At 66.2% G+C, this 20723-nt stretch carries 21 protein-coding genes and 2 tRNA genes; 7 read left to right on the top strand and 16 right to left on the bottom strand.

The window, feature by feature from the left end; translation table 11 throughout:
- Position 1: 1 nt before the first annotated feature.
- Complete coding sequence (locus tag ACNTAO_RS09835; RefSeq protein WP_435161833.1) at positions 2 to 973, bottom strand: transcriptional regulator; 972 nt, start codon at positions 971 to 973, stop codon at positions 2 to 4.
- A gap of 199 nt (positions 974 to 1172) precedes the next feature.
- Here ACNTAO_RS09835 and ACNTAO_RS09840 point away from each other — a divergent pair, with 199 nt between their 5' ends.
- Together ACNTAO_RS09840 and ACNTAO_RS09845 are read left to right on the top strand one after the other, a co-directional pair.
- On the top strand, positions 1173 to 2564 hold the full coding sequence (locus ACNTAO_RS09840) for a TiaS agmantine-binding domain-containing protein (RefSeq protein WP_435161834.1): 1392 nt from the start codon (positions 1173 to 1175) through the stop codon (positions 2562 to 2564).
- Positions 2565 to 2964: 400 nt separating this feature from the next.
- Positions 2965 to 3318 (top strand): VOC family protein, encoded by a 354-nt coding sequence (locus tag ACNTAO_RS09845; RefSeq protein WP_435161835.1) that lies wholly within the window; start codon positions 2965 to 2967, stop codon positions 3316 to 3318.
- Positions 3319 to 3347: 29 nt separating this feature from the next.
- Here ACNTAO_RS09845 and ACNTAO_RS09850 read toward each other — a convergent pair whose 3' ends face one another.
- Entirely contained in the window at positions 3348 to 3575 is a 228-nt protein-coding gene (locus ACNTAO_RS09850; RefSeq protein WP_435161836.1) for a DUF7543 family protein, read from the bottom strand.
- A gap of 193 nt (positions 3576 to 3768) precedes the next feature.
- Between ACNTAO_RS09850 and ACNTAO_RS09855 the strand changes: the two genes are divergently transcribed.
- On the top strand, positions 3769 to 4056 hold the full coding sequence (locus ACNTAO_RS09855) for a DUF5789 family protein (RefSeq protein ID WP_435161837.1): 288 nt from the start codon (positions 3769 to 3771) through the stop codon (positions 4054 to 4056).
- Positions 4057 to 4111: 55 nt separating this feature from the next.
- A complete protein-coding gene (locus tag ACNTAO_RS09860; protein ID WP_435161838.1) occupies positions 4112 to 4567 on the top strand; it encodes a DUF302 domain-containing protein in 456 nt (151 codons plus the stop codon).
- An 8-nt stretch (positions 4568 to 4575) separates the two neighbouring features.
- On the opposite strand, the gene nreA is transcribed toward ACNTAO_RS09860, so the two are convergent.
- On the bottom strand, positions 4576 to 5895 hold the full coding sequence (gene nreA, locus ACNTAO_RS09865; protein ID WP_435161839.1) for a DNA repair protein NreA: 1320 nt from the start codon (positions 5893 to 5895) through the stop codon (positions 4576 to 4578).
- Between the two features lie 86 nt (positions 5896 to 5981).
- Positions 5982 to 6983, bottom strand: coding sequence for a transcription initiation factor IIB (locus ACNTAO_RS09870; protein ID WP_435161840.1), 1002 nt, complete (start codon positions 6981 to 6983; stop codon positions 5982 to 5984).
- A 100-nt stretch (positions 6984 to 7083) separates the two neighbouring features.
- On the opposite strand from ACNTAO_RS09870, the gene rnhA reads away from it, so the two are divergent.
- Together rnhA and ACNTAO_RS09880 are read left to right on the top strand one after the other, a co-directional pair.
- Positions 7084 to 7674: a ribonuclease HI gene (gene rnhA, locus ACNTAO_RS09875; RefSeq protein ID WP_435161841.1), complete on the top strand. Its 591-nt coding sequence runs from the start codon at positions 7084 to 7086 to the stop codon at positions 7672 to 7674.
- Positions 7667 to 8329 carry a DUF7108 domain-containing protein gene (locus ACNTAO_RS09880; RefSeq protein ID WP_435161842.1) on the top strand — a complete coding sequence of 221 codons (663 nt, stop codon included), beginning with the start codon at positions 7667 to 7669 and terminating at the stop codon, positions 8327 to 8329. The genes rnhA and ACNTAO_RS09880 overlap by 8 nt, the downstream gene beginning before the upstream one ends.
- A gap of 86 nt (positions 8330 to 8415) precedes the next feature.
- On the opposite strand, the gene ACNTAO_RS09885 is transcribed toward ACNTAO_RS09880, so the two are convergent.
- Positions 8416 to 8766 carry a PadR family transcriptional regulator gene (locus tag ACNTAO_RS09885; RefSeq protein WP_435161843.1) on the bottom strand — a complete coding sequence of 117 codons (351 nt, stop codon included), beginning with the start codon at positions 8764 to 8766 and terminating at the stop codon, positions 8416 to 8418.
- A 543-nt stretch (positions 8767 to 9309) separates the two neighbouring features.
- On the opposite strand from ACNTAO_RS09885, the gene ACNTAO_RS09890 reads away from it, so the two are divergent.
- Positions 9310 to 10704 carry an ATP-binding protein gene (locus ACNTAO_RS09890; protein ID WP_435161844.1) on the top strand — a complete coding sequence of 465 codons (1395 nt, stop codon included), beginning with the start codon at positions 9310 to 9312 and terminating at the stop codon, positions 10702 to 10704.
- A 329-nt stretch (positions 10705 to 11033) separates the two neighbouring features.
- On the opposite strand, the gene ACNTAO_RS09895 is transcribed toward ACNTAO_RS09890, so the two are convergent.
- From ACNTAO_RS09895 to ACNTAO_RS09945, 11 genes are all read right to left on the bottom strand, one after another.
- A tRNA-Phe gene (locus ACNTAO_RS09895) sits at positions 11034 to 11107 on the bottom strand.
- A 56-nt stretch (positions 11108 to 11163) separates the two neighbouring features.
- Positions 11164 to 12570 carry a carotenoid oxygenase family protein gene (locus tag ACNTAO_RS09900; protein WP_435161845.1) on the bottom strand — a complete coding sequence of 469 codons (1407 nt, stop codon included), beginning with the start codon at positions 12568 to 12570 and terminating at the stop codon, positions 11164 to 11166.
- Between the two features lie 90 nt (positions 12571 to 12660).
- Entirely contained in the window at positions 12661 to 12903 is a 243-nt protein-coding gene (locus tag ACNTAO_RS09905) for a DUF8015 family protein (protein WP_435161846.1), read from the bottom strand.
- A gap of 335 nt (positions 12904 to 13238) precedes the next feature.
- Positions 13239 to 13309 (bottom strand) — tRNA-Pro (locus ACNTAO_RS09910).
- A 54-nt stretch (positions 13310 to 13363) separates the two neighbouring features.
- Positions 13364 to 15418: a DEAD/DEAH box helicase gene (locus tag ACNTAO_RS09915; RefSeq protein WP_435161847.1), complete on the bottom strand. Its 2055-nt coding sequence runs from the start codon at positions 15416 to 15418 to the stop codon at positions 13364 to 13366.
- 75 nt (positions 15419 to 15493) lie between these two features.
- Positions 15494 to 16024 carry a 50S ribosomal protein L16 gene (locus ACNTAO_RS09920; protein WP_435161848.1) on the bottom strand — a complete coding sequence of 177 codons (531 nt, stop codon included), beginning with the start codon at positions 16022 to 16024 and terminating at the stop codon, positions 15494 to 15496.
- 96 nt (positions 16025 to 16120) lie between these two features.
- Positions 16121 to 16882, bottom strand: coding sequence for an endonuclease NucS (gene nucS / locus ACNTAO_RS09925; RefSeq protein WP_435161849.1), 762 nt, complete (start codon positions 16880 to 16882; stop codon positions 16121 to 16123).
- A 637-nt stretch (positions 16883 to 17519) separates the two neighbouring features.
- On the bottom strand, positions 17520 to 17672 hold the full coding sequence (locus tag ACNTAO_RS09930; protein WP_435161850.1) for an FXYD domain-containing ion transport regulator: 153 nt from the start codon (positions 17670 to 17672) through the stop codon (positions 17520 to 17522).
- A gap of 42 nt (positions 17673 to 17714) precedes the next feature.
- Complete coding sequence (gene phnE, locus ACNTAO_RS09935; RefSeq protein WP_435161851.1) at positions 17715 to 18683, bottom strand: phosphonate ABC transporter, permease protein PhnE; 969 nt, start codon at positions 18681 to 18683, stop codon at positions 17715 to 17717.
- Positions 18680 to 19522, bottom strand: a complete 843-nt coding sequence (locus ACNTAO_RS09940; RefSeq protein WP_435161852.1) for a phosphonate ABC transporter ATP-binding protein — start codon at positions 19520 to 19522, stop codon at positions 18680 to 18682. Before ACNTAO_RS09940 ends, phnE begins: the two co-directional genes overlap by 4 nt.
- Positions 19523 to 19546: 24 nt before the next feature.
- On the bottom strand, positions 19547 to 20608 hold the full coding sequence (locus ACNTAO_RS09945) for a PhnD/SsuA/transferrin family substrate-binding protein (RefSeq protein WP_435161853.1): 1062 nt from the start codon (positions 20606 to 20608) through the stop codon (positions 19547 to 19549).
- Between the last annotated feature and the right edge of the window lie 115 nt (positions 20609 to 20723).

A 20723-nucleotide genomic window follows, 5' to 3' on the forward strand; every position in this document is an offset into this window, starting at 1 on the left:
GCTACGATTCGGCTGGCGCCTCGGCGCGATCGCGGATCAGCTCGCGGATCTCCTCGGGGTCGGTCACGTCTTCGAGCTCGGCCCGGGAGACGATCGCTGTGCCGTCGACCGACTCTCGTCGCTCGGTCTCCTCGGTGAAGTAGACGGAGCGGGTGCGTGCCACCGCACCGATCGAAGACATGATTCGGGCGCGCTTTTTTGCCGCGGGGGTGAACGCCGAGTGCCCGGTGAGCAGTCGCGTGATCGGGGCGTCGTCGTCCTCGGAAACGGCCTTGAACGGCGCACGGGCGGTGGGGTGAACGGTGAAGCCGACGCGGGTCAGCACGTGCACGATTGGCTCGTCGTCCGGGTCCGCCTCCGGAGCGTCGGGGGTCGGATCGGCGTCGCGTACGTCGTCGGCACCCTCGAGCACGTCGACCGGGCTCGAGAAGGGCTCGTCGAACAGCTCCTCGAGCTGGATCGCCACGTCGATCGAGGCGTTCATCCCGTCCTCGTACTTCGAGACGGTCCGTCGAGAGACGCCGAGTTCGGACGCGAGTCGGCCGAGCGACCACCCGCGGGCCTCGCGTTCGTCGGCGAGCAGGTCGCCGTCGAGGCTGACGTACAGCCCGCCCGGCGCCGCGTAAATCAGCGGCGGCATCCCCTCGACGAACAGATCGAGGGCGGTGTCCGGGTTGATCACCGGAACGCCGTGTCGGAAGTAGACGACGCCCGGCTTGAGGTCCTCGTCGCGGGTTCGGATCCCGATGACCATCGGCGTCGCCTCGAGGTACTCGCCGAGCCGGCGCATCTCCGCGCCGGTCGCCGCATCGAGCGCGTCGACGTTCCCCAGGATCTTGAGCAGGAGCAGGTCCTCGCCGCGCCGGGTGGCCAGATCGAAGCTCTTTGGCCGAACCGCACACCGGTCGCTGACGAGGAAGCCCGCGTCCTCCAACATCGCGGTGACGTTCTCGATCAGCGCCGTCCGAGACATAGCCGTGAGAAGCGCCCCGCGGCTTATATACGTTGTGCCGCACAGACTCGGAGAGCCCGGTGCCCGCTGGCGGTTTGGCGCGCACACGAGGCGATACGATCACATATCGGTTGGGTGGCACCGTCACACGCTTGGCTTCGACGACGACCTGGACGCTGGCGACGAAACCGGTTTGACCACGGACGCCAGACGGCGAGTCATGCCGATCGTCGCCGTTGACGACACCGACTCCCGCGAGCAGGGGATGTGCACCACGTACGTCGGCGTCAGGCTCGCCGAACGGCTGACCGCGGCCGGCGGCACGGTTCGGCGGCGGCTCCTCGTGCGGCTCAACCCGGCAGTCAAACACAAGACGCGAGGGAACGCCGCGGTCGCGCTCCACGTCGCCGACGTCGACGTGGACGAGGCGTTCGCGCTCGCGGGTGAGACCGTCCGCGAGTTCGCGGCCGTCGAGGACCCACGAACCGCTCCCGGCGTCGTCGTCGCGGACGTCCCCGTCGGCATGGTCGCCACCTCGGCCGCGGCGTCGAAGCCGCCGGCGATTCCGTCGGCAGTGACCGCAGCGATCCCCGAGCCGGTCGTTCGATTCGCCCGGCAAGCGGTCCACGAACGGCTGTCACTCGAGACGGCCATCACGCTCGCCGACCGACAGGGCTACCCCCACGCCGCCTTCGGGACCGGCGGTGCCGACGGAGACGAGGCGCCCGGTCGTGGGCGTATCGGGGCGCTCGCGGCGATCGGGGCGGCGGCGGCGTTCGACGACTGGACCGCAGCGCACATCAGCTACCGCGCGCTCGACCGCTGTGGTACGCCGCGATCGGTGGACGCGGAGAGCGTCTTTACGGCTGCAAACGCGGCGTACCCGGTCGTCTGGGATACCGTCGACCGGGAGGCGGGTGAGGTCGTCTGCGTGCCGCACGCACCAGGGCCGATCCTTCACGGGATCCGTGGCGACGACCCGGCCGCCTGCCGGCGGGTCGCTGCGGCGATCGAGAGCGAGCCCGTCGAGCGCGCCGCGACGTTCCACACGAACCAGGGGACCGACGTCCACCTCCGAGACGGAACGATCGGCGACCTCGCCGACGGGACGTGTTACCGGGTGTCCGGCGTCGTCACAGGGGAGCCGGAGTCGAGACGTGGGGGACACGTCCATGTCGACGTGGCGGCCGCCTCGGGAGCGACGCCGGTGCTGCGAGCCGTCGCGTTCGCACCCACGGGACGGTTTCGCGGCCACGTTCGGGCGCTTCGCCCCGGTGACCGCGTGACGCTGTGTGGCGAGTACGAGGTGCGCACGGACCGGTTGGACCCGACTGGTACGCTAAAACTCGAGAAGCTCGCCGTCCGTGACCTCGTCGAAACCACGAGCACGACGCCACCGTGTCCGTCGTGTGAGCGAACCATGTCCTCGGCAGGGCGTGATCAGGGCTATCGCTGTCGAGCGTGTGCGACGACCGCCCCGGGGAAGGTGACGGTGCCGCTCGACCGCGAGCTCGAGCGGGGCTGGTACGAGGTGCCACCGACCGCCCGGCGGCACGTGGCGAAGCCACTCGTCCGTGGCGGGTTCGACGCCCCGGTCCATCCCGAGCGCTGAGCGCGAGACCGGTGGAGGGCGGGAGCGTGCGGGCACTCCGGACGATTCGCTCTCGTCCGCGTGTGGTGGTCGTGTGACCGAGACGGCCCCGCGATGCCCGCACGACACCCGGACACCACTTCGCCACACCCTCCCCAGCCGACTCGCTCTCGTACGTGTGTGGTGGTCGTGTGACCGAGACGACCGCACGACACCCGGACACCACTTCGCCACACCCTCCCCAGCCGATTCGCTCGTCGCCTCTGGCGACTCGCTCATCCCTCGCGCGTGCTCGCGGACCCGCCTTCGGCGGCCCGCGAGGCGCGCGCCACGGTGGATTTGGTGGGTCGGGTCGTCGTGGCTCGGTGGAGCGGGCAACGCTAGCACGAACGCTTAACAACGTCGCCGTCTCGGTGACGATATGGCCGGAATCGTCTTCTACAGCACCGAGAATCGCGACGCGGTCGTCTCGTTCTACCGCGAGCGTCTCGCGATGGACGTGTGGCTCGAACAGCCGGACTGTACGATCCTCGAACACGGGAACCTCTTGCTCGGATTCTGTGCCCGCGAGGAGACCGAAACGTGCGGGATCTGCACGTTCGTCTATCCGGATCGGGCAGGCGTCGACGAGGCGTACGACCGGCTTGGTGACGCCGCACGCGACCCACCACACGAAAACCCGACGTACGATATCTACCAGTGTTTCGGCACGGATCCAGACGGTCGGACGGTCGAGTGCCAGGCGTTCCTCGCGGCCGACGTCGACCTCTCCTGATACGTCTCGTCGATCGATCGAGCGCGACCTCACTCGAGCGTCCGCGCCGTCCGCCACGCGGTCGCCTGCGCCTCGGCCGCCTCGCGGTCGCCGAAGGTCCGGCGGTCGTACGTCCGTTCGTCGGCGGCCTGCTCCATCACGTCGAGTCGAGCCACGTAGCCGCCATCGGCCCGCTCGCGGAGCCGAACGGTGGCGTACCCGTCGCTTCGCTCCCACTCGGTCACCGTCTCGTCGTCACGCGTGCACGACCAACGCATGTCCGAGTTCGACGGCCCACGGGGCTAAAACGACGCGGTTCGGGCCGACGAAGAGCGACTCGGCTGCCGGATCGAGCGCTTCGCCGTCGGTCACGGCGACGGGAGCGAGCGGCCGACGTGACCGACCGCGGGTGGGAGTGGTGAGACGGGACGGACCGAAACGCTTACTCTCGGGCGACCGGACCGCTCTCGTATGAGCGACACCGACGAGGACGGCGACGCCGAGCCTGCCGTCGAACTCGGCGATGGACCGGCCGTGGACGGCGAGCCAGTGGCTCGGGTCGCCGCCCGGCTGACGTGGCCCGCCACGAGGAGTGAAATCAACGCACAGGAGGGCGACGCGGTCGTTCGGACGCCGGACGGGCCCACGCAACTCACCGACGTACTCGACGAGGCCGACGTCCCGCTGTACGAGAGCCGAAGCGAGTTCCGGGCGGCCGTCACGGACGTGGTCGGCGACGGCCCGGTCGCCACGGAGTGAGACGCTGTCGCGGTGACTGCGGACCGTTTTTGCCATCGGGGGGCCAACAGGTCGTATGGCAGTCCCATTCGACCCAGCTGAGCTGACGGGAGACGACTTTGGCGAGCAGCGCGTGACCCTCGAGATGGACCACGAGGCGGCGATCGAGCGCGTCAGGTCGGTGTGTCTCGACGCCGGATTCGGCGTCCCCGTCGAGTTCTCTCCGTCTGCACTGTTGAACGAGAAGGTCGACGCCGATCGCGAGCCGTACTACGTCCTCGGGGCGTGTAACCCGTCGGTAGCCAACCGAGCGCTCGACGCAACTGACGGGCGAATCGGCGCACTATTTCCGTGTAACATGGTTATCGAACAGACCGCTCCCGGCGAGCAGGTCGTCCACCACGTCTCGATCATGAAGATCGCGCGGCTGCTCGGAATGCCGACGGACGAGGCAGCGATGGACGAGATTCTCGCAGAGACCGGTGAGTTGGTCGCTACGGTGTTCGGTCAGCTCGAAGCGGAGCCGTCGTAGCGCGCGCGTCAGCCGCGTTCGGACGCCGACGCGTTGGTGAACGACGAGAGGGTCGTCTGGAGCCCAGCGGCCAGCGTCGAGGTCCGTCGGAGCCGGTCGAGTGCGATCGGCAGGTGTGCCGTGACGCCCGCGACGGCCTCGGCGAACGTCTCCGCAGTACCGTGCTCGTCGCCGAAGGCGTCCCGAACCGACTCTCGCACCTGCCAGACGCCCACCGGTCCCCAGTAGTCGTCTGAGACGTGCCGACAGACGAGTGCCGTTGCCCGCCGGCCGCGGTCGGCGAGGTGTTCGAGCACGCCGAGACGGGCCGCGTAGTACGCCCCCGCCGTCTCGTCGACGTACCGGGTTCGCCCGTCGCAGGTCTCGCTGTCGGCCGCGACCGCGACCCCGGCGGCCGGATCGGGATTCCAGATGGATCCAGAAGCCTTCAGCTCGACGAGCTCGAACTCCCAGTCGCCGGGTGCGAGGACCACCCAGAAGGCGTTGCCGAGGTACTCGATGCGGTGGATCTCGACGGCGTCGATCGAGGGGTAGTCCCGGACCGACCCGCGGAGGTACCGCCCGATCGTGTCGTCGACGGCGGTGATCGACCACCGCGTCGGGACGAGCCGGCGGTCCTCGCCGCGGCCGAGCGCCCCCGCAGAGAGGATCGTGTTGATGTCGTAGACGTCGAAGCCGCGCCGGTAGAGGTAGGTCATCGCCCCTTCGGCCCGCCAGTCGTCGTCTTCGAGTGTCTTTTGTACCGGTCGGGGAACGTGCGGATTCTCTCCGAGCGTCGCGTCGCGGGCGGCGGCGCGTGGTCCGGTCGGCGCGCGTACATCTGTCGATCCGACGTCGACGTCGAGGGCTGGGCGACTGGACAGTCCGACCTCGACGTCGACCGGTCGGTCAGCGATCGCGACCTCACGCTGGACGCCGAGCCAGCCGTCCCACGCGTCGTGGACGAGCGGTCTCTCGTCGGCCGACGAGACGCCAGCGTCGGTGACGTCGACGCCGCGGTTCGCGTTCAGCAGGCTCGTTCGGCGGTCGAAGACGTCCGTGATGGAGACTCGTTCGTCGTACCAGTCGCCGGACGTCTCGAAGGCCGCGGCGTCCGCCTCGCGGCCCACCGGCGAGAGCAGCCCCGTCGAGACGGTCGGGTAGTTGGCGCGGCCAACGAAGATCGACGGCGAGACGCTCCCGACGACCGCGTCACCGGAGACCTCGGCCTCGAATCGCCGTTCGAAGGCGTCGAGCTGGTCGAGGATGCCGTAGTCCTTCTCGCGGGCGAGCCGACGACGGTCGGCCCGTTCGTTCCGCTCGAACGTCACGTACTCGTCCAGCCGCATGGCTGGGATCTCCGTCGCGATCCGGCTTGAACGTTTGTGTCGGCGTGTACCCGGCGAGCCGCGTCGCCGAAGACGCCCGTCGTGAGCTAGGCGTGGATCCCCATCGCTTCGATCTGCTCTTGATACCGGTTCCGAATCGTGACCTCGGTGACCTGGGCGACGTCGGCCACCTCTCGCTGCGTCTTCTTTTCGTTACACAAAAGCGATGCGGCGTAGATCGCCGCCGCGGCGTATCCGGTCGGAGACTTCCCCGAGAGCAGTCCTTGGTCGGCCGTCGTCTCGATGATCTCGTTCGCCTTCGACTGCACCTCTTCGCCGAGACCGAGCTCCGAGGAGAACCGTGGGACGTACTTCTGTGGGTCGACCGGTCGCATCTCTAAGCCGAGTTCCTGTGAGATGTACCGATACGTTCGCCCGATCTCCTTTCGCTCGACGCGTGAGACCTCGGATATCTCTTCGAGTGAGCGGGGGATACCCTCTTTTCGACAGGCGGCGTACAGCGCGGCGGTCGAGACGCCCTCGATCGACCGACCGCGAATCAGGTCCTCGTTGAGCGCACGACGGTAGATGACCGAGGCGACCTCGCGGACGGACTGAGGCACGCCGAGCGCGCTCGCCATGCGGTCGACCTCGGAGAGCGCGAACTGGAGGTTGCGCTCGCCCGCGTCCTTGGTGCGGATCCGCTCTTGCCACTTGCGCAGCCGGTGCATCTGTGAGCGTTTCTTCGAGGAGATAGAGCGCCCGTAGGCGTCTTTGTCCTTCCAGTCGATGGTCGTCGTCAGCCCCTTGTCGTGCATCGTCTTCGTCGTCGGCGCGCCGACGCGCGACTTCGACTGTCGCTCCGAGTGGGTGAACGCCCGCCACTCGGGGCCGGGGTCGATCTGCTCTTCTTCGACGATGAGTCCCGTCTCCTCGTGTATCAGCTCGCCGTCGGCCGTCCGCGTGAGCGACTCCGGATCGAGGTCGTCCGGGTCGACCTCGTCTGGGTCGGCCGCTTCGGCGTCGGCGTCGTCGACCGATCCATGGTCGACGTCCTCGTCTCGCACGCGCTGCCGGTCGTGATCCCGTCGCCGGGTGCGCCGTGTCATCGCATTTATATATTACGCCCGTGGATTCACTTAAGCGTTCGCGACACCTCGACGACGGCGACAGACAACGCTTTGAGTCGGTAGCCCCGAATCCGGGTGAATGCCGACGATCGAGTGCGATCCGGCGGCGGCGCGTGAGCGACTCGAACGCGCCGGCGTCACGGTAGGGGCTGGAAACACCGAACACGAACGGTGGCGGGCCGAGCGTGATGGGGCGGTAGCGGTCGCATACGACGACACGGTGGTGATCCAAGGGAGCAACCCGGTGCGACTGCGCGCCCTGCTCGCCGACGGCGGTGGCCGCGCACACGTCTACTTCGACGGCGCAGCACGCGGCAATCCCGGGCCGGGCGCCGTCGGTTGGTGTCTCGTCACTGCCGACGGCATTGTCGCCGAGGGAAACGAACGGATCGGCCGGGCGACCAACAATCAGGCCGAGTACGCGGCGCTGATTCGAGCGCTCGAAGCCGCGAGCGACTACGACTTCGACGCGATCGACGTTCGTGGCGACTCGGAGCTGGTGGTAAAACAGGTTCGTGGCGAGTGGAACGCGAACGATCCGACGCTGCGCGAGCGGCGGGTGCGTGCGCGCGAGTTGCTCGACGGGTTCGATCGGTGGTCGATCGCACACGTGCCGCGAGAAATAAACGAGCGAGCCGACGAGCTGGCAAACGAGGCACTCGATGGGTGACACAGACGACGAGCCACCGGCGTGGGCGAAAGACCGCGTACGCGAGCTCGAGGCAGCCGAGTCCGAGGGTGAGATGCACCGTACCGGAGACGAAGAGGCGCACGTCCCCGACATTCCGGCCGACGCCGTCGACGAAGCAGAGCGGCTGACGCGGCTGGCGCGCAACGCGACTGACGACGCCGAAGCCGAACACTACCGAGCGCGCCGGCGGGAGGTAGCCGCCGACTACGACTACACACCACGAGTGCGTGAGACGGACGACACGCTCGTGTTGTACCCGTCGGAGTGGGTCGAGTCCGGGGAGGTCCAGCTCGGTCGGATCGACGACACCGACAGAGCGGTCGAGGTGTCACTCTCGGGGCCCGGCGACGCCGATCGGTATCGCGCCGTCGCGGCGTACAACGAGGCGGTCGTCGAGGCGGTCGCCGAACGCGCAGACGAGGTCCACGTCGAGAACGCCCGAAGTTTCGCGACGTTCGCGAGTAACCACTACGTGCGACCGGTCGACGACGTGACACCGGAGATGCGCGCGGAATTCCGCGATGAGTACTTCCCGCGGAACGCGTGGCCGACGGCAGCACAGGTGGACGCACTCGGTACGTCACTCGAGCTGGTTGCGGAGGTCGCCGCGACCCTGGACGACCCAGGGCCGTAACCGACCGCCGACGCCGGCCGGTGACGTAGCGACTCCGTGGCGAGGCTAGCACACGGTGAAAATGACGCTGGTCGGACCGAGACGGCCTACTCGAGAAGCGCGCGAACCTCGTCGGCTCGGGTCTCGTCGGTAACGAATCGGTCGAGAACCCACGCGAGTTGGCCCAACACCACGTCGTGGCCGGCCGCTGTGAGCGCGTACTGGTTCGTCCGCTTGTCGAGCTCGCTCTTCTCGATGTACCCCTGGTCGACGAGGTCGTCGAGGTTCGGGTAGAGTCGACCGTGGTTCACCTCGGAGCCGTAGTACGACTCGAGCTCGCGTTTCACCGCGAGCCCGTACCGTGGCTCCTCTGCGAGGATCACGAGGATGTTCTGTTGAAACGCGGTCAGCTCGTGGGCGGTCGTCGACTCTTCCGGAACGGATTGTGCCTCTGACATGCTGTACGGAAAGGTTTCCGTACTTATAATCTTTCTCAACGACTGTCCTGTCCTTTCGCCGACGTGTGGACGGACGGTCGAGAAGCGAGGTACGCGATGCGTCGCAAATGAGCACATGTTGCCATTGACACCCATGGAATGCATCACACTGCGGGTGGCCACGCGCGCGTCAGCTGGCTGCGGAGCCGGTAGGTGATTCCTTCTGATCTTCAATGATTCGAGGGGGAGCCTCCGACCTCGAGGAGTGAGCAGAGCGAGTGAGTAGGTCGGAGAGGAAATCGACAACGCACGACGCAACCGCACGACAGTAGCTACCTGACTCCCCAACGTACAAGTACCGTTAGCTAAAGAAGCGGGTGCTAAGCCTCCCTCCTCAAGGAGCGAGTCGGAAGCGAGCGAGCGAGTAGGGCGGGGATACAGCGCCCGCACGAGTGACAACCGATTCTACGCAGAATTCGTAAACTAACAATGAGCATCGTTGTCATAATTGAAGCGCCACGCCAGAACGCATAAATCATTATCGCAGTAATCATTATTCAAAGTATGACGTTCTATGACCGTGAAGAGGAGCTTGCTGCGCTTTCAGGCGCGTTTGAATCGCCCGGTTCGGACGTGTTCGTCGTTTACGGGCGTCGACGTGTCGGCAAAACCGAGTTACTGAAGCAGTTCTGTACTGATCGGCCGCATATGTACTTTCTCGCGTCGCAGGAGGCCGAACACCGGCAGCGCGAGAAGTTCATCGACCAAGTTGCAGCGTTCTTCGACGATCGCACCCCACGGATCGATGGGTGGGACGAGGCCTTCGACTACCTCGGAGAGAAACTCCAGTCCGAGGCAGTTGTGGTCGTCATCGACGAGTTCCCGTACCTCGTCGCAGAGAACGACTCGGTACCATCCTACGTACAGGGATTCGTCGACGAACAACTCCAGGAAACCGATTCGATGCTGATTCTCTGTGGATCAAGCGTGAGTACAATGGAATCAGCGGTACTCGGCCACAAGAGCCCGTTGTACGGTCGCCGCACGGGGCAACTCGACGTGCAGCCGTTCTCGTTTCAGCAGGCCCGTGCGGTCATCGACTACGAGACGGTAGGCGCGATTCGATCCTACGCGGTCACCGGCGGAACGCCAATGTATCTCACACTGTTCGATTACGGGCGGTCGCTCGCGGAGAACGTCCGGTCGCAGGTGCTATCGCCGTCGGCGGTGTTGTACAACGAGCCGGAGTTCTTGCTCCGAACGGAGCTCCGGAATCCCGCACGGTATATGAGTATTCTCGAAGCGGTTGCCATGGGACACACAACGCCGAACGAGATTTCAGGGGCGGCGGGAATCGATGCCGGTCCGTTATCCAAGTATTTGCAGACGTTGCGGCAACTTCGACTGATCGATCGGGAAGTCCCTGTGACAGCGTCCGCGAAGAAGTCCAAGCGGTCGCGGTACCGCGTCGCTGACGAGTTCCTTCGATTCTGGTTCCGGTACGTCGAGCCGAACCGTTCCAGCATCGAGGAAGCACCAGATATCGTGTACGATGGAACAATCGCTCCGGATCTCCCGATGCACGTCGCCACCACGTTCGAGGACGTGTGCAAAGAAGCCGTGTGGGAAGGAATTCGACGCGGTGAGTTCGAACCGTACTCGGAGGTCGGTCGCTGGTGGTACAACAAAGACGAAATCGATATTGTCGGGCTCGCACCGAACGACGACCGGATCCTGTTCGCCGAGTGCAAGTGGACGTCGGATCCAGTCGGGACGGCGCTCGTCGAGGATCTGCGGACGAAAGCAGCGAACGTTAGATGGGGGCCAGATGAGCGGGAGGAGCGCTTCGCACTGTTCTCGAAAAGCGGGTTCGTTGAGGGACTCGCAGATCAACTCGACGACCACTGGTCGCTATGGAGTCTCGCAGAGATCGACGATCTCCTCACACCGTTCTGGTGAACCACGGTCGGACGTGCTCGCTTCGCTGCGCGCGACCTCCCTGATTCAAATCCGGTCGAGAGCATTTTCACTGCTCACTTCGTTCGCTGGAACATGCCGCCTCCCGGATTTGAACTTCCGAAAGACTCGCTCTGCTCGTCTTTCGACTTCCCGCTCGCTTCGCTCGCGGGAACGGGGACAACTCGGCTTGCGGCAGAAACCGCGTAGAAGTGGGATGCCACCTCCCGGATTGTGAACCACGGTCGGACGTGCTCGCTTCGCTGTGCGCGACCTCCCTGATTCAAATCCGGTCAGGAGCATTTTCACTGCTCACTTCGTTCGCTGGAACATGCCGCCTCCCGGATTTGAACCGGGGACAGCTCGATCTTCAGTCGAGTGCTCTCCCAGTCTGAGCTAAGGCGGCTCGTACGTCAGAGAAAGCCGATTCGAGACAAAAGGATTTCGAAAGACGGCAGCCGACTACGAGCTGAAAAAGCGCCCGTGAAAGCCGAACGGTTCGGCGTGCGGAAGCGGAACCCGGGCTACCACCGAGAGCGTCGACGCGTCGAACACGAGGAGGACCGTCCGCTCGCGGTCGACGTCAAGCGCGGTGGCCAGTACGACCCCGTCGTCTTCGGCGTCGGCACCCGGCCGCTGAATCGGGATCGGCTCTTCGACGTACGTCGAACGCGCCCACCACTCGGTGGCCTCGCCGGTCACGCAATCGACCTTCACGAGTCCGTTCGCCCCGTCGCGGTCGGTCGCCTGGCCGTACGCGTATCGGTGCTTGCGGCCGGTCCGGTCGCCGACGACGCGAGGAAACTCCATTCCACCGTCGTACAGGTGCGACCGGGTGACCGTACGCTCCGCGAGGTCGACGCGGTATCGGACCAACCGTCCGTCGTCGACAGCGGGGAAGCCGGCCCCGTCGAGTTCGGCCAACGACAGCGAGTCGACGATGTCGCCGTCTGGAAACTCGATGAGGTCGAGGACGACGGCACCACTGTCGGAGACGTACGCGTTGACGTGGTGAAAGCTGAACACCGGGTCGAGCGTCGGGTCGGCGACGAGGTCGCCCGTCTCGCGGTCGAGTACGAGCACCCGGGTCGGCCGGTCCGGCTGCCAGTCGAGCATGTCCATCGCACCCGACGCGAACGGGTTGAGCGCCCGACGCACCGACAACACGAGCGGCGACTCGACGAGGACGACGTGGTCGTCGGTGACGCTACAGTCGTGGATGTACGCGGGACCGTTCGCGTCGACGGAGGCGATCCGTTCGCGTCTGTTCGATCCCGTCGGGATCCGATACACGTGGTACTGTGGGGTGAGTCCGAACTCCGTCGTGAAGCCGACCGTTTCGTCGTGGTGGGGGTCCCGAACGAGGTGTGCGGCCGTCACGTGCTCTGGGACGTCGTCGTCGAAGGTGAACTCGCCGCGGGTTTCGAGCGTTTCGGGGTCGAACGCGACTCGACGTGGGGCCTCGGTGAGCGCGACGTACGCGTCGCCGACCCGTGCGACGTGGACGTTAGCGTTGTCCGTCGGCTCCGGCAGGCCGGCCGACGAGAGCGTGTCGAATATCCGCCGCCATCCGCGGGTGTCGGTCCCGAACTGTCCCGTGAGTTCGCCGTCAACCGCGTCGGCGTACGCCTCGGACCGGAGGAACCGGTTCGAGTAGCGGACCGTCCCGTCGTCGAACGCGTACCGTCGAAGCATCGCGAGTCCGTCGAACCAGTGCGTGACACGCGTGTCGCCGGCTTCGAACTTCCCCGGGCCGTTGCGGACGAGCGTACCCGAGAGCCACGATGGAACCTCGCCGTCGACCTCGAGGACGACGTCCTCGAACTCCGATTCGGCGGTCTGGAACCCGAGGCCGTTCGCGTGAGTCATTAGGGTATCAACGGGACTGCCGCTGAAGAATGCTGCGCGAGCGACCGCGAACGACCGACGAGACGGGGCGCGGTGGGACAGCCGTCGGGGTCATACGAGGAGAACGACCGTCGAGACCCACCCGACGCCGACGACCACCGAGGCCGCCGTCGTCGACCGGGTCGGCCGAGTGGGTGGGTTCCGGAAGAGCGCCTCGTAGAGGAAGACGGTCGAGACGATGCTGCCGCCCGCGAGCCCAACGTGGGGAGCGACCGCCGGGTGGAGCCCGCTCGCCGCCCCGGCGAGGACCGCCGCCGCGATCGCGACGAGCAGTCGGTCGTAGTAGCTCACCATCGTGCGGATGAACAGTTCGAACTGACGACACAAAAGCCGACTGGGCGTGGCGGTCGAGTCACGCTCCGAGTCGAATCCGCACCATCGCTGCTGCTCGTGACGGTACTCACAGCAGCGAGTGGGACCGCCCGGATTCGAACCGAACCGAGACGCACTCGTCCGTCTCGCAGGGCTCGAATCCGCACCATCGCTGCTGCTCGTGACGGTACTCACAGCAGCGAGTGGGACCGCCCGGATTCGAACCCCAGTCGCTCCGCTCACGTTGCTCGCTCCGCTCCCTGCTTCGAATCCGCTCCACGGCCGCGGCGCTCGCGGAGTCGCTCGCGCCGCAGGAGTGGGACCGCCCGGATTCGAACCGGGGTCACGGGCACCCAAGGCCCGGAGTATACCACTAACCCACGGTCCCGCACCTACTCTACCGTCAAGACCTGCTAAAGGGTTTCGTTCGGCGGCGACACCGTCACGACTCGTCGTCGCGAAGCTCCAGCGCCGCGACGAGGTCGTACGGGTCGGTCCCACGGCGAACCGCGTCGAGGATGTAAAACGCCTCGTCGGGCGCGAGGAAGTGGCGACACACCGCTCGACCGAGCGGTGTCGGCGAGAACCCGTCGATGAACTCCCACTCGAGCAGCTTTCCAACCGCGTGCGTCGTTGGCACGGTACCGATCATCCGGTCGTTGAGCCGTTTCGCTCGTTTGCCGGCGACAACGACGTTTGCCAGCGTCTCCTCGGCGGCTGCCGTCTCGTCGTACTGCGTCGTGACGTCTTCCATCTCGCCTTTCAACAGCGTGAACGCCACCTCGTCTTCGGTGCGGTCCATCGAGTTGTGGTACACCGCGTCGGGCTCGACGAGCAGGTACACACGACCACGGTCGTGGTAATCTGGGCGACCCGCCCGGCCGAGCATCTGTGAGAACTCCTGTACGGAGAGCCACTCAATGCCCATCGCCAGCGTGTCGAAGATGACCTGTGAGGCCGGAAAGTCGACGCCGGCCGCGAGTGCTGCGGTCGTCACGACCGCAGACAGCTCTTGCTCGCCGAACTGTCGCTCGACCTGCTTGCGTCGGCCGTAGTCGAGTCCCGCGTGGTACGGTGCCGAGTCGTACCGCAGCGACCGGCTGATCTCGTGACACCGCCGTCTGGAGTTCGTGAAGACGATCGTCTGCCCACGATACCCCTTCGAAGACTTCGTGTCGAACTCGCGTTTGACCAGCGTGTCCGCGATCTGTGTCTTCTCGCGGCCGTCGGCGAACGTGACGTGTCGTTCGATCGGAACCGGGCGTTCTTCGAACTCGATGAGCGTCGCGCGAAGCCGTTCTGCGAGCCACTCGGGGTTGCCGACCGTCGCCGAGAGGTAGACGAACTGCGTCCCGTCGTGGCCCGCGTCGGTCTCCATTCGCGTCTCGCTGTAGTGTTTCAGCCGCGAGATGAGCCCGTCGAGACGGTGGCCGCGTTCACCTTCTTTCAGCGTGTGGACCTCGTCGATGACGACGGTACCGACGGCTCCGAGGTCCTTGCCGGTTCGGAGGGCGTGGTCGATGCCCTCGTACGTCCCGACGATCACGTCCGCACTCGGGTCGAATCGGGTGCCGTCGTCCGCGATGCGAGACGACCCGACCCGAATCGAGACGTCGAGGCGGTCGCCGTAGCGGTCGGTGAAGTCCTCGTGTTTCTGGTTGGCGAGTGCGACGAGTGGGACGAGAAACAACAGCGTTCCCTCCCCGCGTATGGCACGGTCGATGCCGGCCAGCTCGCCGACGAGCGTCTTCCCGGTCGCCGTCGCACTCACCACGAGCTGGTCGTCGCCCGTCAACAGCCCGTTGCGCACCGAGAGGCTCTGGACCGGAAGCAGCTCGTCGAACCGACTCTGGATCCGATCTGCGAGCGCCGGGTGGAGGTCGAGGTCTGCGGTCGCCACCGGCGAGATGTCGTCGATGGTCGCAGAGACCTCGTCGTACTTGGTGAGGTCGGGGTCGAGCCCGCCCGAGAGCAGCGAGAGGATCCGGTCGAGGTCCTGGGTGTCGTACAGGAGTTCTTCGAGCCGTGCTTCGGCCGCCCCGGTGAACTCCCCGGTGTACGAGAGCTCGCGGTCGAGCTCACGGCGCGCACAGGACGGACAGATGTGCTCGTCGTTGTGTTCGATGGCGGTGTCGCTCGTGAGCGGACCGTACCGGCCGTCGGCCGCACACCGCCGACAGGTGCGAACTGCCGTTGCCTCGAGCTGGTAGCCGTCGAGCATCGCCTGGAGTCGCTCGCGCTGTGCCGGAGCGGTCTGTTGGGAGAGTCGGATGCGGTCGGCCGCGCGGGCGAGCTCCACGAACTCGTCGGGCTGGCGCGGCTGCTCGGTGCCATCGGTGTAGACGCGGAACTTCCCCGGCCGTGGGCCGGCGTCGGTCGATTTCAACTCGAGACGGCCGTGGAGCACCCGGCTGCCGTCGCGGGTCGCGACGACAGTGTAGTCGGTGCGGGCCTCGTGGAGAAAGAGCGTCTCGACGCCGGCAAGCTGCGTTGACACTGCGTGAGCGTAGGTGAAGCGAGTACTTCAGCGGTTCGGCTTCGGACGAACTGCGCGTCGGTCACGGCGCGACGATCAGGCGACGAGGAGCTTCTCGCCGCGCTCGACGGTGATCCGGCACGGCGGCGAGAGCTTGTTGTACGCGCGGCGGAACGCCTCCTTGACCGCCGGGGCCTGGTCGACGTCACAGTAGGCCGTGAACACGACGGTGTCGGCGCTGAGGCGTGCCGCGGTGCCGACGGGCTTGCCGAACGCCTGGCGCATCCCGTCGGAGACGCGGTCCGCTCCAGCCCCGGTCGCCTGCTTGTTCTCGCGGATAACTTGGTGGGGGAACGTCCGGAGCGTCATCTTGTACGTCCCTTCGCCGAGCTCTTTGATCAGGTGTCGGTTCGCCGAGAGGCGGGCGCTCTCGAGCGAGCCGTGGCGGATCTGGACCTCCTCTTCGACGCGCAGGCTGATCTGGACCGGGTAGTCGTCCGGCTCCGAAGAAAGGTCGCCCATGTTGTGCTGTGCGATCTTCGAGCCGGGGATGCCCGTGATGTATTCGCGACGGGTGTACGACGGCTTGTCGATCGTCCGGTACATAGAGGCGGGTTTGTCGGACATGGTTAGTTATCCGATGTAGCCGCCGCTGCGTGAATAAACCCGTCGATACCACGCCGAACGAGCCGCACCGGGCGGGGTGGCTCCACGTCGCGTCCCTCACTCGGTGGGTGGGTCGAGCGCCACGTGGTCGAATCCCCGGCGAGAGAGGCGCTCGGCGGCGCGGTCGGTCACGCTCGGTGCGACGAGCACGCCGCGAACGGCCGGCGTCGCCTCGGAGGGCTCGTCCACACGCGTCGGTCCGTCGTCTGTGCCGAGTTCTTCACGGACTGCACGCACGTACCTAGCGAGCTGTCCCACCGCGTCCGGACCGACTCGGCGACGTTTCAGTTCGACGACGACCGGGGTGCCGTCGGCGTCAACGCCGAAGACGTCCATCGGACCGGCACTCGACGGGCGCTCCGTCTCACGGGGCTCGAAGCCGGGCTCGATCAGCGACGGCTGGCTCAGGATCCGGGTTCGGAGGTCGGCTTCGCTCCCGTGGAGTTCGAGGTCGCGTCCGCCGGTGACCGACATCGACGCGACGTGTGCGACCGTCTCGAACCGGACGGTGAGCGTCTCGTCCGGATTCTCGCGGACCGACCGGACCCGAAGGTGCCCCTCGCGGACCGCGGCCTGATGTGTCGAGCCAGGGGGTTGCCAGTTGATCGGCGTCCGCCCTTCGTCGGTGTGGACGAGCGCGGTCCCGTCGGGTTTCAACAGCAGGAGCCGGTCGCCGACGCCGAGGTCCGAGGCGGCGCGCCCGTCGTAGGAGACGGTACATCGTCCGAAGAGGGTCGTCACGTCGCCACGGTCGAACGCTGCCTCCAACTCCCAGAGGACCTCTCGATGGCTCGGCTCGTGGAGACTGATGACTGCCACGGAAGCCGTACTCGGCCGACGGCAAAAAGCCGCACGAGCCAGATCCCGAACCGCGACCAGCCGCCGCACGGAACGAATCCACCCAATCCACGATGGCGCGCGCCTCGTGAGGTCGCCGAAGGCGGCCTCGCGAGCGCGCGCGAGGGATGAGCGAGTCGCCAGAGGCGACGAGCGAATCGGCTGGGGAGGGCGTGGCCCAAACGGTGTCCGGGTGTCGTGTGGTCGTCTCGGTCGCAGCCTCACGAGTGCCGTATGCGAGCGAATCGGCTGGGAAGGGCGTGGCCCAAACAGTGTCCGGGTGTCGTGTGGTCGTCTCGGTCGCAGCCTCACGAGTGCCGTATGCGAGCGAATCGGCTGGGAAGGGCGTGGCAACGTAGTGTCCGGCTGTCGCGGAGTCGCCTTGGTCACACAGTCACAGACGTACGGAATCGGCCCAGAAGGCGGCGGCCAACTAGTGTTCGGACGTCACGAAGGCGTCCCGCCACACGGTGTACAACACAGTTGCACGGGGGGCCGGCTCGGGAGTCGGTGATCCAACCGGTGCTCGCACGCCGCCGAGTCGACCCGTGCACACGGTCGCCACCGGCGTATCGCGTCGGCCACGGAGGCGGTAGTCGGGTATCGCGACGTCGAACGGTCACTCATCGCCGCGTCGTGCGACGACGATACCGGCGACGAAGAGGATCACGCCGAGTCCGAACGCCCCGATCCGAAGCGTCGGATCTGAGATCAAAAAGCCGACGAGCACCATGAGCCCGAATCCACCGTGGAGTACCGCCGTGGGGTTCATACGGTCGGTACGCGGCGTCCGTACAAAACGGCCGCGGTCGGGTCACTTCAGCAGCGACTCGGCCATCCGCTGGGGGAACCCGAGCAGGAGTGAGACGAGCCCCTGCGTCTCTTCGTCCGCGCGCAGCGTCGACCGAACGCGCTGTGAGACGACCTCGACGCTGATGATCAACACCAGGATGACGAGGATCGTCGCCATCATGTTGGTGAACGCGAACAACCCCTGCTGGACGCTCAACACCTGTCCGAGACCGCCACCGCCGATGATCCCGAGTGAGACGGCGATACGAACGTTGATCTCGAAGATGTACAGCGTCCACGCGATGAACGGCGTCGTCACCTGCGAGAGCATCCCGAAGGTGATCGTCTGTGGCTTGTTCGCGCCGGTCGTCTCCATCGCCTCGATCGGGCCGTCTTCGATCTCTTCGAGCTCGTCGGTAAAGAGCCGCCCGAGGTTGCCGATCGTGTCCGTCGCGATCGCGAGCGTCGCCGTCACGGGACCGATACCGCCGAGCGGGATGAAGATCAGCGCCCACACCAGTGCGGGGATCGCGCGGATAGACGACATGATCCCGCGAAAGAGGAAGTTGAACGGGAATGGCGTGACCCGCCCCGAGCCGAGGACGCCGAAGAGCAGTGCCAGCGGAAAGCCCATCACGGTGCCGGCGAAACCCATCGCCAGCGTGATGCCGGCCTCGCCGAGCAGCGGCGTGTCGCCGCCGAGCCCACCCCATATCAGGTTCCGCTCCTCGATGAACGTCCAGTACTCACTGAACCCGGCTGGGTCGACGTACGGGAACGAGAGCGTGAGAAATGGGAAGAAGTCGCCGAGGGCACCGAGGAAGTTCGGGAGGTACCGCGGGATGTTCGCCGCGAAGAAGCCGACCGACGTGAGGGCGTAGTAGAACGCCGCGGCCGTGGCGACGACGCCGACCACGAGCACCACGGCTCGAACCTTCCGCGCGAGGACGATGTCCGCGTACCGGTCGCGGACGCGGTCGGAGTGACTCACCGCCGACTCCCCCCGTCGGGCGCCGCCTCCGTCGCATCACCCGTCGGTCCATCGTCCGCGGCGCCGCCGGCCGAGTTGGCGTCACCGCTCGTCGAGCCCTCGGGCGCGAACAACTCCTCGGTGTCGATGTCGCCGTATATCTCGTCTATCACGTCCATGTCGAACGCGTCGCGGTACCCGTCGAACACCTTCTGTCCGTCACGGAGTCCGATGAACCGCTCACCGAACTTTCGCGCGAGGTTCACCTGGTGAAGACTGATGATTGCGGCGAGGCCGCGGTCGCGCGCGGCGGTACGGAGGTACCCCATCACCTGCTGTGCGGAGCCCGGATCGAGGCTCGCGACCGGCTCGTCAGCCAACAGCACGCTCGGGTCCTGGACCAGCGCTCGAGCGATCCCGACCCGCTGTTGTTGGCCGCCGGACATCTGTCGGGCGCGCTGTTGGGCTTCGTCTAAGAGACCCACCGTTTCCAGTGCGTCCAACGCGTGGAGTTTGTCCGCGGCGTCCTGAAACTGGAACAGCGATCGAACGAACGAGTTGCGGTTGAGCGAACCGGTGAGCGCGTTCGAGTACGCGGTCATCTGTCCGATGATGTTGTGTTGTTGGAAGATCATCGCGATGTCGTGGCGCGGACCCGTGACCGGTGCGCCGTCGATCTGTACCGTCCCCGCCGTAGGCGTCTCGAGACCGTTAAGACACCGCAAGAGCGTCGACTTCCCGGAGCCAGAGATGCCGAGGACGACGACGAACTCGTCGCCGGGGACCTCGAAGGAGACGTCGTCGAGCGCGACGGTGTCGCCGAACCGCTTCGTGAGGCCGTCGACCGTGATGCGACTCATGTGGTGTGTGGTGGTCGAGTGTCGTTACGAGAGGTCCTCGAACTCGAGACCGAGTTCGTCCATCACGGTCGCGATCATGGTGTAATCCTCGTAGTCTCCCTCCTCGACGCCGGTGAACCAGAGCGGCTCGCCGTCGTAGTCGTCGCCGTGGCTGAGGTCCGACTCGGTCACGTTCAGTATCGCCTCCTCGATCTCCGCTTTCACCGGGGAGTCCCAGTTGCTGCGGGTGACGAGCGGCGCCCGCGGGATCGGATCGGAGACGGCGAGCAACTGGAGCTCGGTGCCGGACGACTCGATCTCGTCGCCGGCGCCTTCGTACTCCGCAGAGATGTCGACGAAGTCCTGTGACATCGACTCGAACTGCGCCTGTGGAACGAACGGGGCAGACGAGAACGCGCCGGTCGTCGCCGCCATCACGTCGTCGCGCTGGACCATCTGTTCGCGGGCCGTGGTGTGATCGGAGTACTCCGCGTCGAAGTCGGCGGCGTCGCCGTCGGGTGCACTTCCGATGTCGAGCCCGGCGTCCTGTAACACGGTGAGCGGCACGAGCGTCCCCGACACGGAGAGGATGTCGCCCATGTAGATCAGTTCGCCTTCGAGGTCGCTCAGCGACTCGATCCCCGAGTCGGGCGTGGTGGTGATAGTCGAGAAGTACTGGGCCGCGCCGTAGGCGATCCGGACGCCGACGATGTCGACGACGCCCTCGCCGGCGACCACCGCAGACGGCGAGATGTCTGCGATCTCGCCCTGATCGTTGCGCATCGCCTGCAGCGTCGCCGTGTAGCTCGCCGCGCGATCCGGTTCGATCGCGACGTCGACCTCGGACTCGAGGTACTCGAACATCGGCTGGTACTGTCGTTCGATCTCGACGTCCGCCTCTGCGGGGTTCAGGATGAACTGTGCCGTCGGCGTCGACTCGGTCGACCCCGTCGTCTCGCCGTCGCTCGACGTGTCGCCCTCCCCGCTGGACCCCTCGTCGCCGGCGGAGCCACCGCCACCGGAGCAGCCGGCCAGCCCAGCGACTCCGGCCGCGCCCGCTGTCGTGAGAAACGTTCGCCGATTCGCCGACCACCTGTTGTCGGACATACACGGGGTACCACCGTCTCGGGCGACTAATCGTTTTCTATGTGACGTACGTACGGGTTTACAGACCGACACGTACGCCCCGAGAGCCGGCAGATCGTGGCACGGTGTGGATGCC

The sequence above is a fragment of the Halorubrum zhoui genome (genome assembly GCF_051194155.1).
Classification (GTDB): Archaea; Halobacteriota; Halobacteria; order Halobacteriales; family Haloferacaceae; genus Halorubrum.

Bases quoted from the DNA above. Each gene is read 5' to 3' on its own strand.
- ACNTAO_RS09845 (WP_435161835.1), top strand. From the start codon at position 2,965: ATGGCCGGAATCGTCTTCTACAGCACCGAGAATCGCGACGCGGTCGTC.
- ACNTAO_RS09905 (WP_435161846.1), bottom strand. From the start codon at position 12,903: ATGGTGAGCTACTACGACCGACTGCTCGTCGCGATCGCGGCGGCGGTC.
- ACNTAO_RS09945 (WP_435161853.1), bottom strand. From the start codon at position 20,608: ATGTCCGACAACAGGTGGTCGGCGAATCGGCGAACGTTTCTCACGACA.
- ACNTAO_RS09890 (WP_435161844.1), top strand. From the start codon at position 9,310: ATGACGTTCTATGACCGTGAAGAGGAGCTTGCTGCGCTTTCAGGCGCG.
- ACNTAO_RS09870 (WP_435161840.1), bottom strand. From the start codon at position 6,983: ATGACACGGCGCACCCGGCGACGGGATCACGACCGGCAGCGCGTGCGA.
- ACNTAO_RS09885 (WP_435161843.1), bottom strand. From the start codon at position 8,766: ATGTCAGAGGCACAATCCGTTCCGGAAGAGTCGACGACCGCCCACGAG.
- ACNTAO_RS09850 (WP_435161836.1), bottom strand. From the start codon at position 3,575: ATGCGTTGGTCGTGCACGCGTGACGACGAGACGGTGACCGAGTGGGAG.
- ACNTAO_RS09880 (WP_435161842.1), top strand. From the start codon at position 7,667: ATGGGTGACACAGACGACGAGCCACCGGCGTGGGCGAAAGACCGCGTA.
- ACNTAO_RS09835 (WP_435161833.1), bottom strand. From the start codon at position 973: ATGTCTCGGACGGCGCTGATCGAGAACGTCACCGCGATGTTGGAGGAC.
- ACNTAO_RS09930 (WP_435161850.1), bottom strand. From the start codon at position 17,672: ATGAACCCCACGGCGGTACTCCACGGTGGATTCGGGCTCATGGTGCTC.
- ACNTAO_RS09860 (WP_435161838.1), top strand. From the start codon at position 4,112: ATGGCAGTCCCATTCGACCCAGCTGAGCTGACGGGAGACGACTTTGGC.
- rnhA (WP_435161841.1), top strand. From the start codon at position 7,084: ATGCCGACGATCGAGTGCGATCCGGCGGCGGCGCGTGAGCGACTCGAA.
- ACNTAO_RS09855 (WP_435161837.1), top strand. From the start codon at position 3,769: ATGAGCGACACCGACGAGGACGGCGACGCCGAGCCTGCCGTCGAACTC.
- ACNTAO_RS09840 (WP_435161834.1), top strand. From the start codon at position 1,173: ATGCCGATCGTCGCCGTTGACGACACCGACTCCCGCGAGCAGGGGATG.
- ACNTAO_RS09940 (WP_435161852.1), bottom strand. From the start codon at position 19,522: ATGAGTCGCATCACGGTCGACGGCCTCACGAAGCGGTTCGGCGACACC.
- ACNTAO_RS09920 (WP_435161848.1), bottom strand. From the start codon at position 16,024: ATGTCCGACAAACCCGCCTCTATGTACCGGACGATCGACAAGCCGTCG.
- ACNTAO_RS09900 (WP_435161845.1), bottom strand. From the start codon at position 12,570: ATGACTCACGCGAACGGCCTCGGGTTCCAGACCGCCGAATCGGAGTTC.
- nreA (WP_435161839.1), bottom strand. From the start codon at position 5,895: ATGCGGCTGGACGAGTACGTGACGTTCGAGCGGAACGAACGGGCCGAC.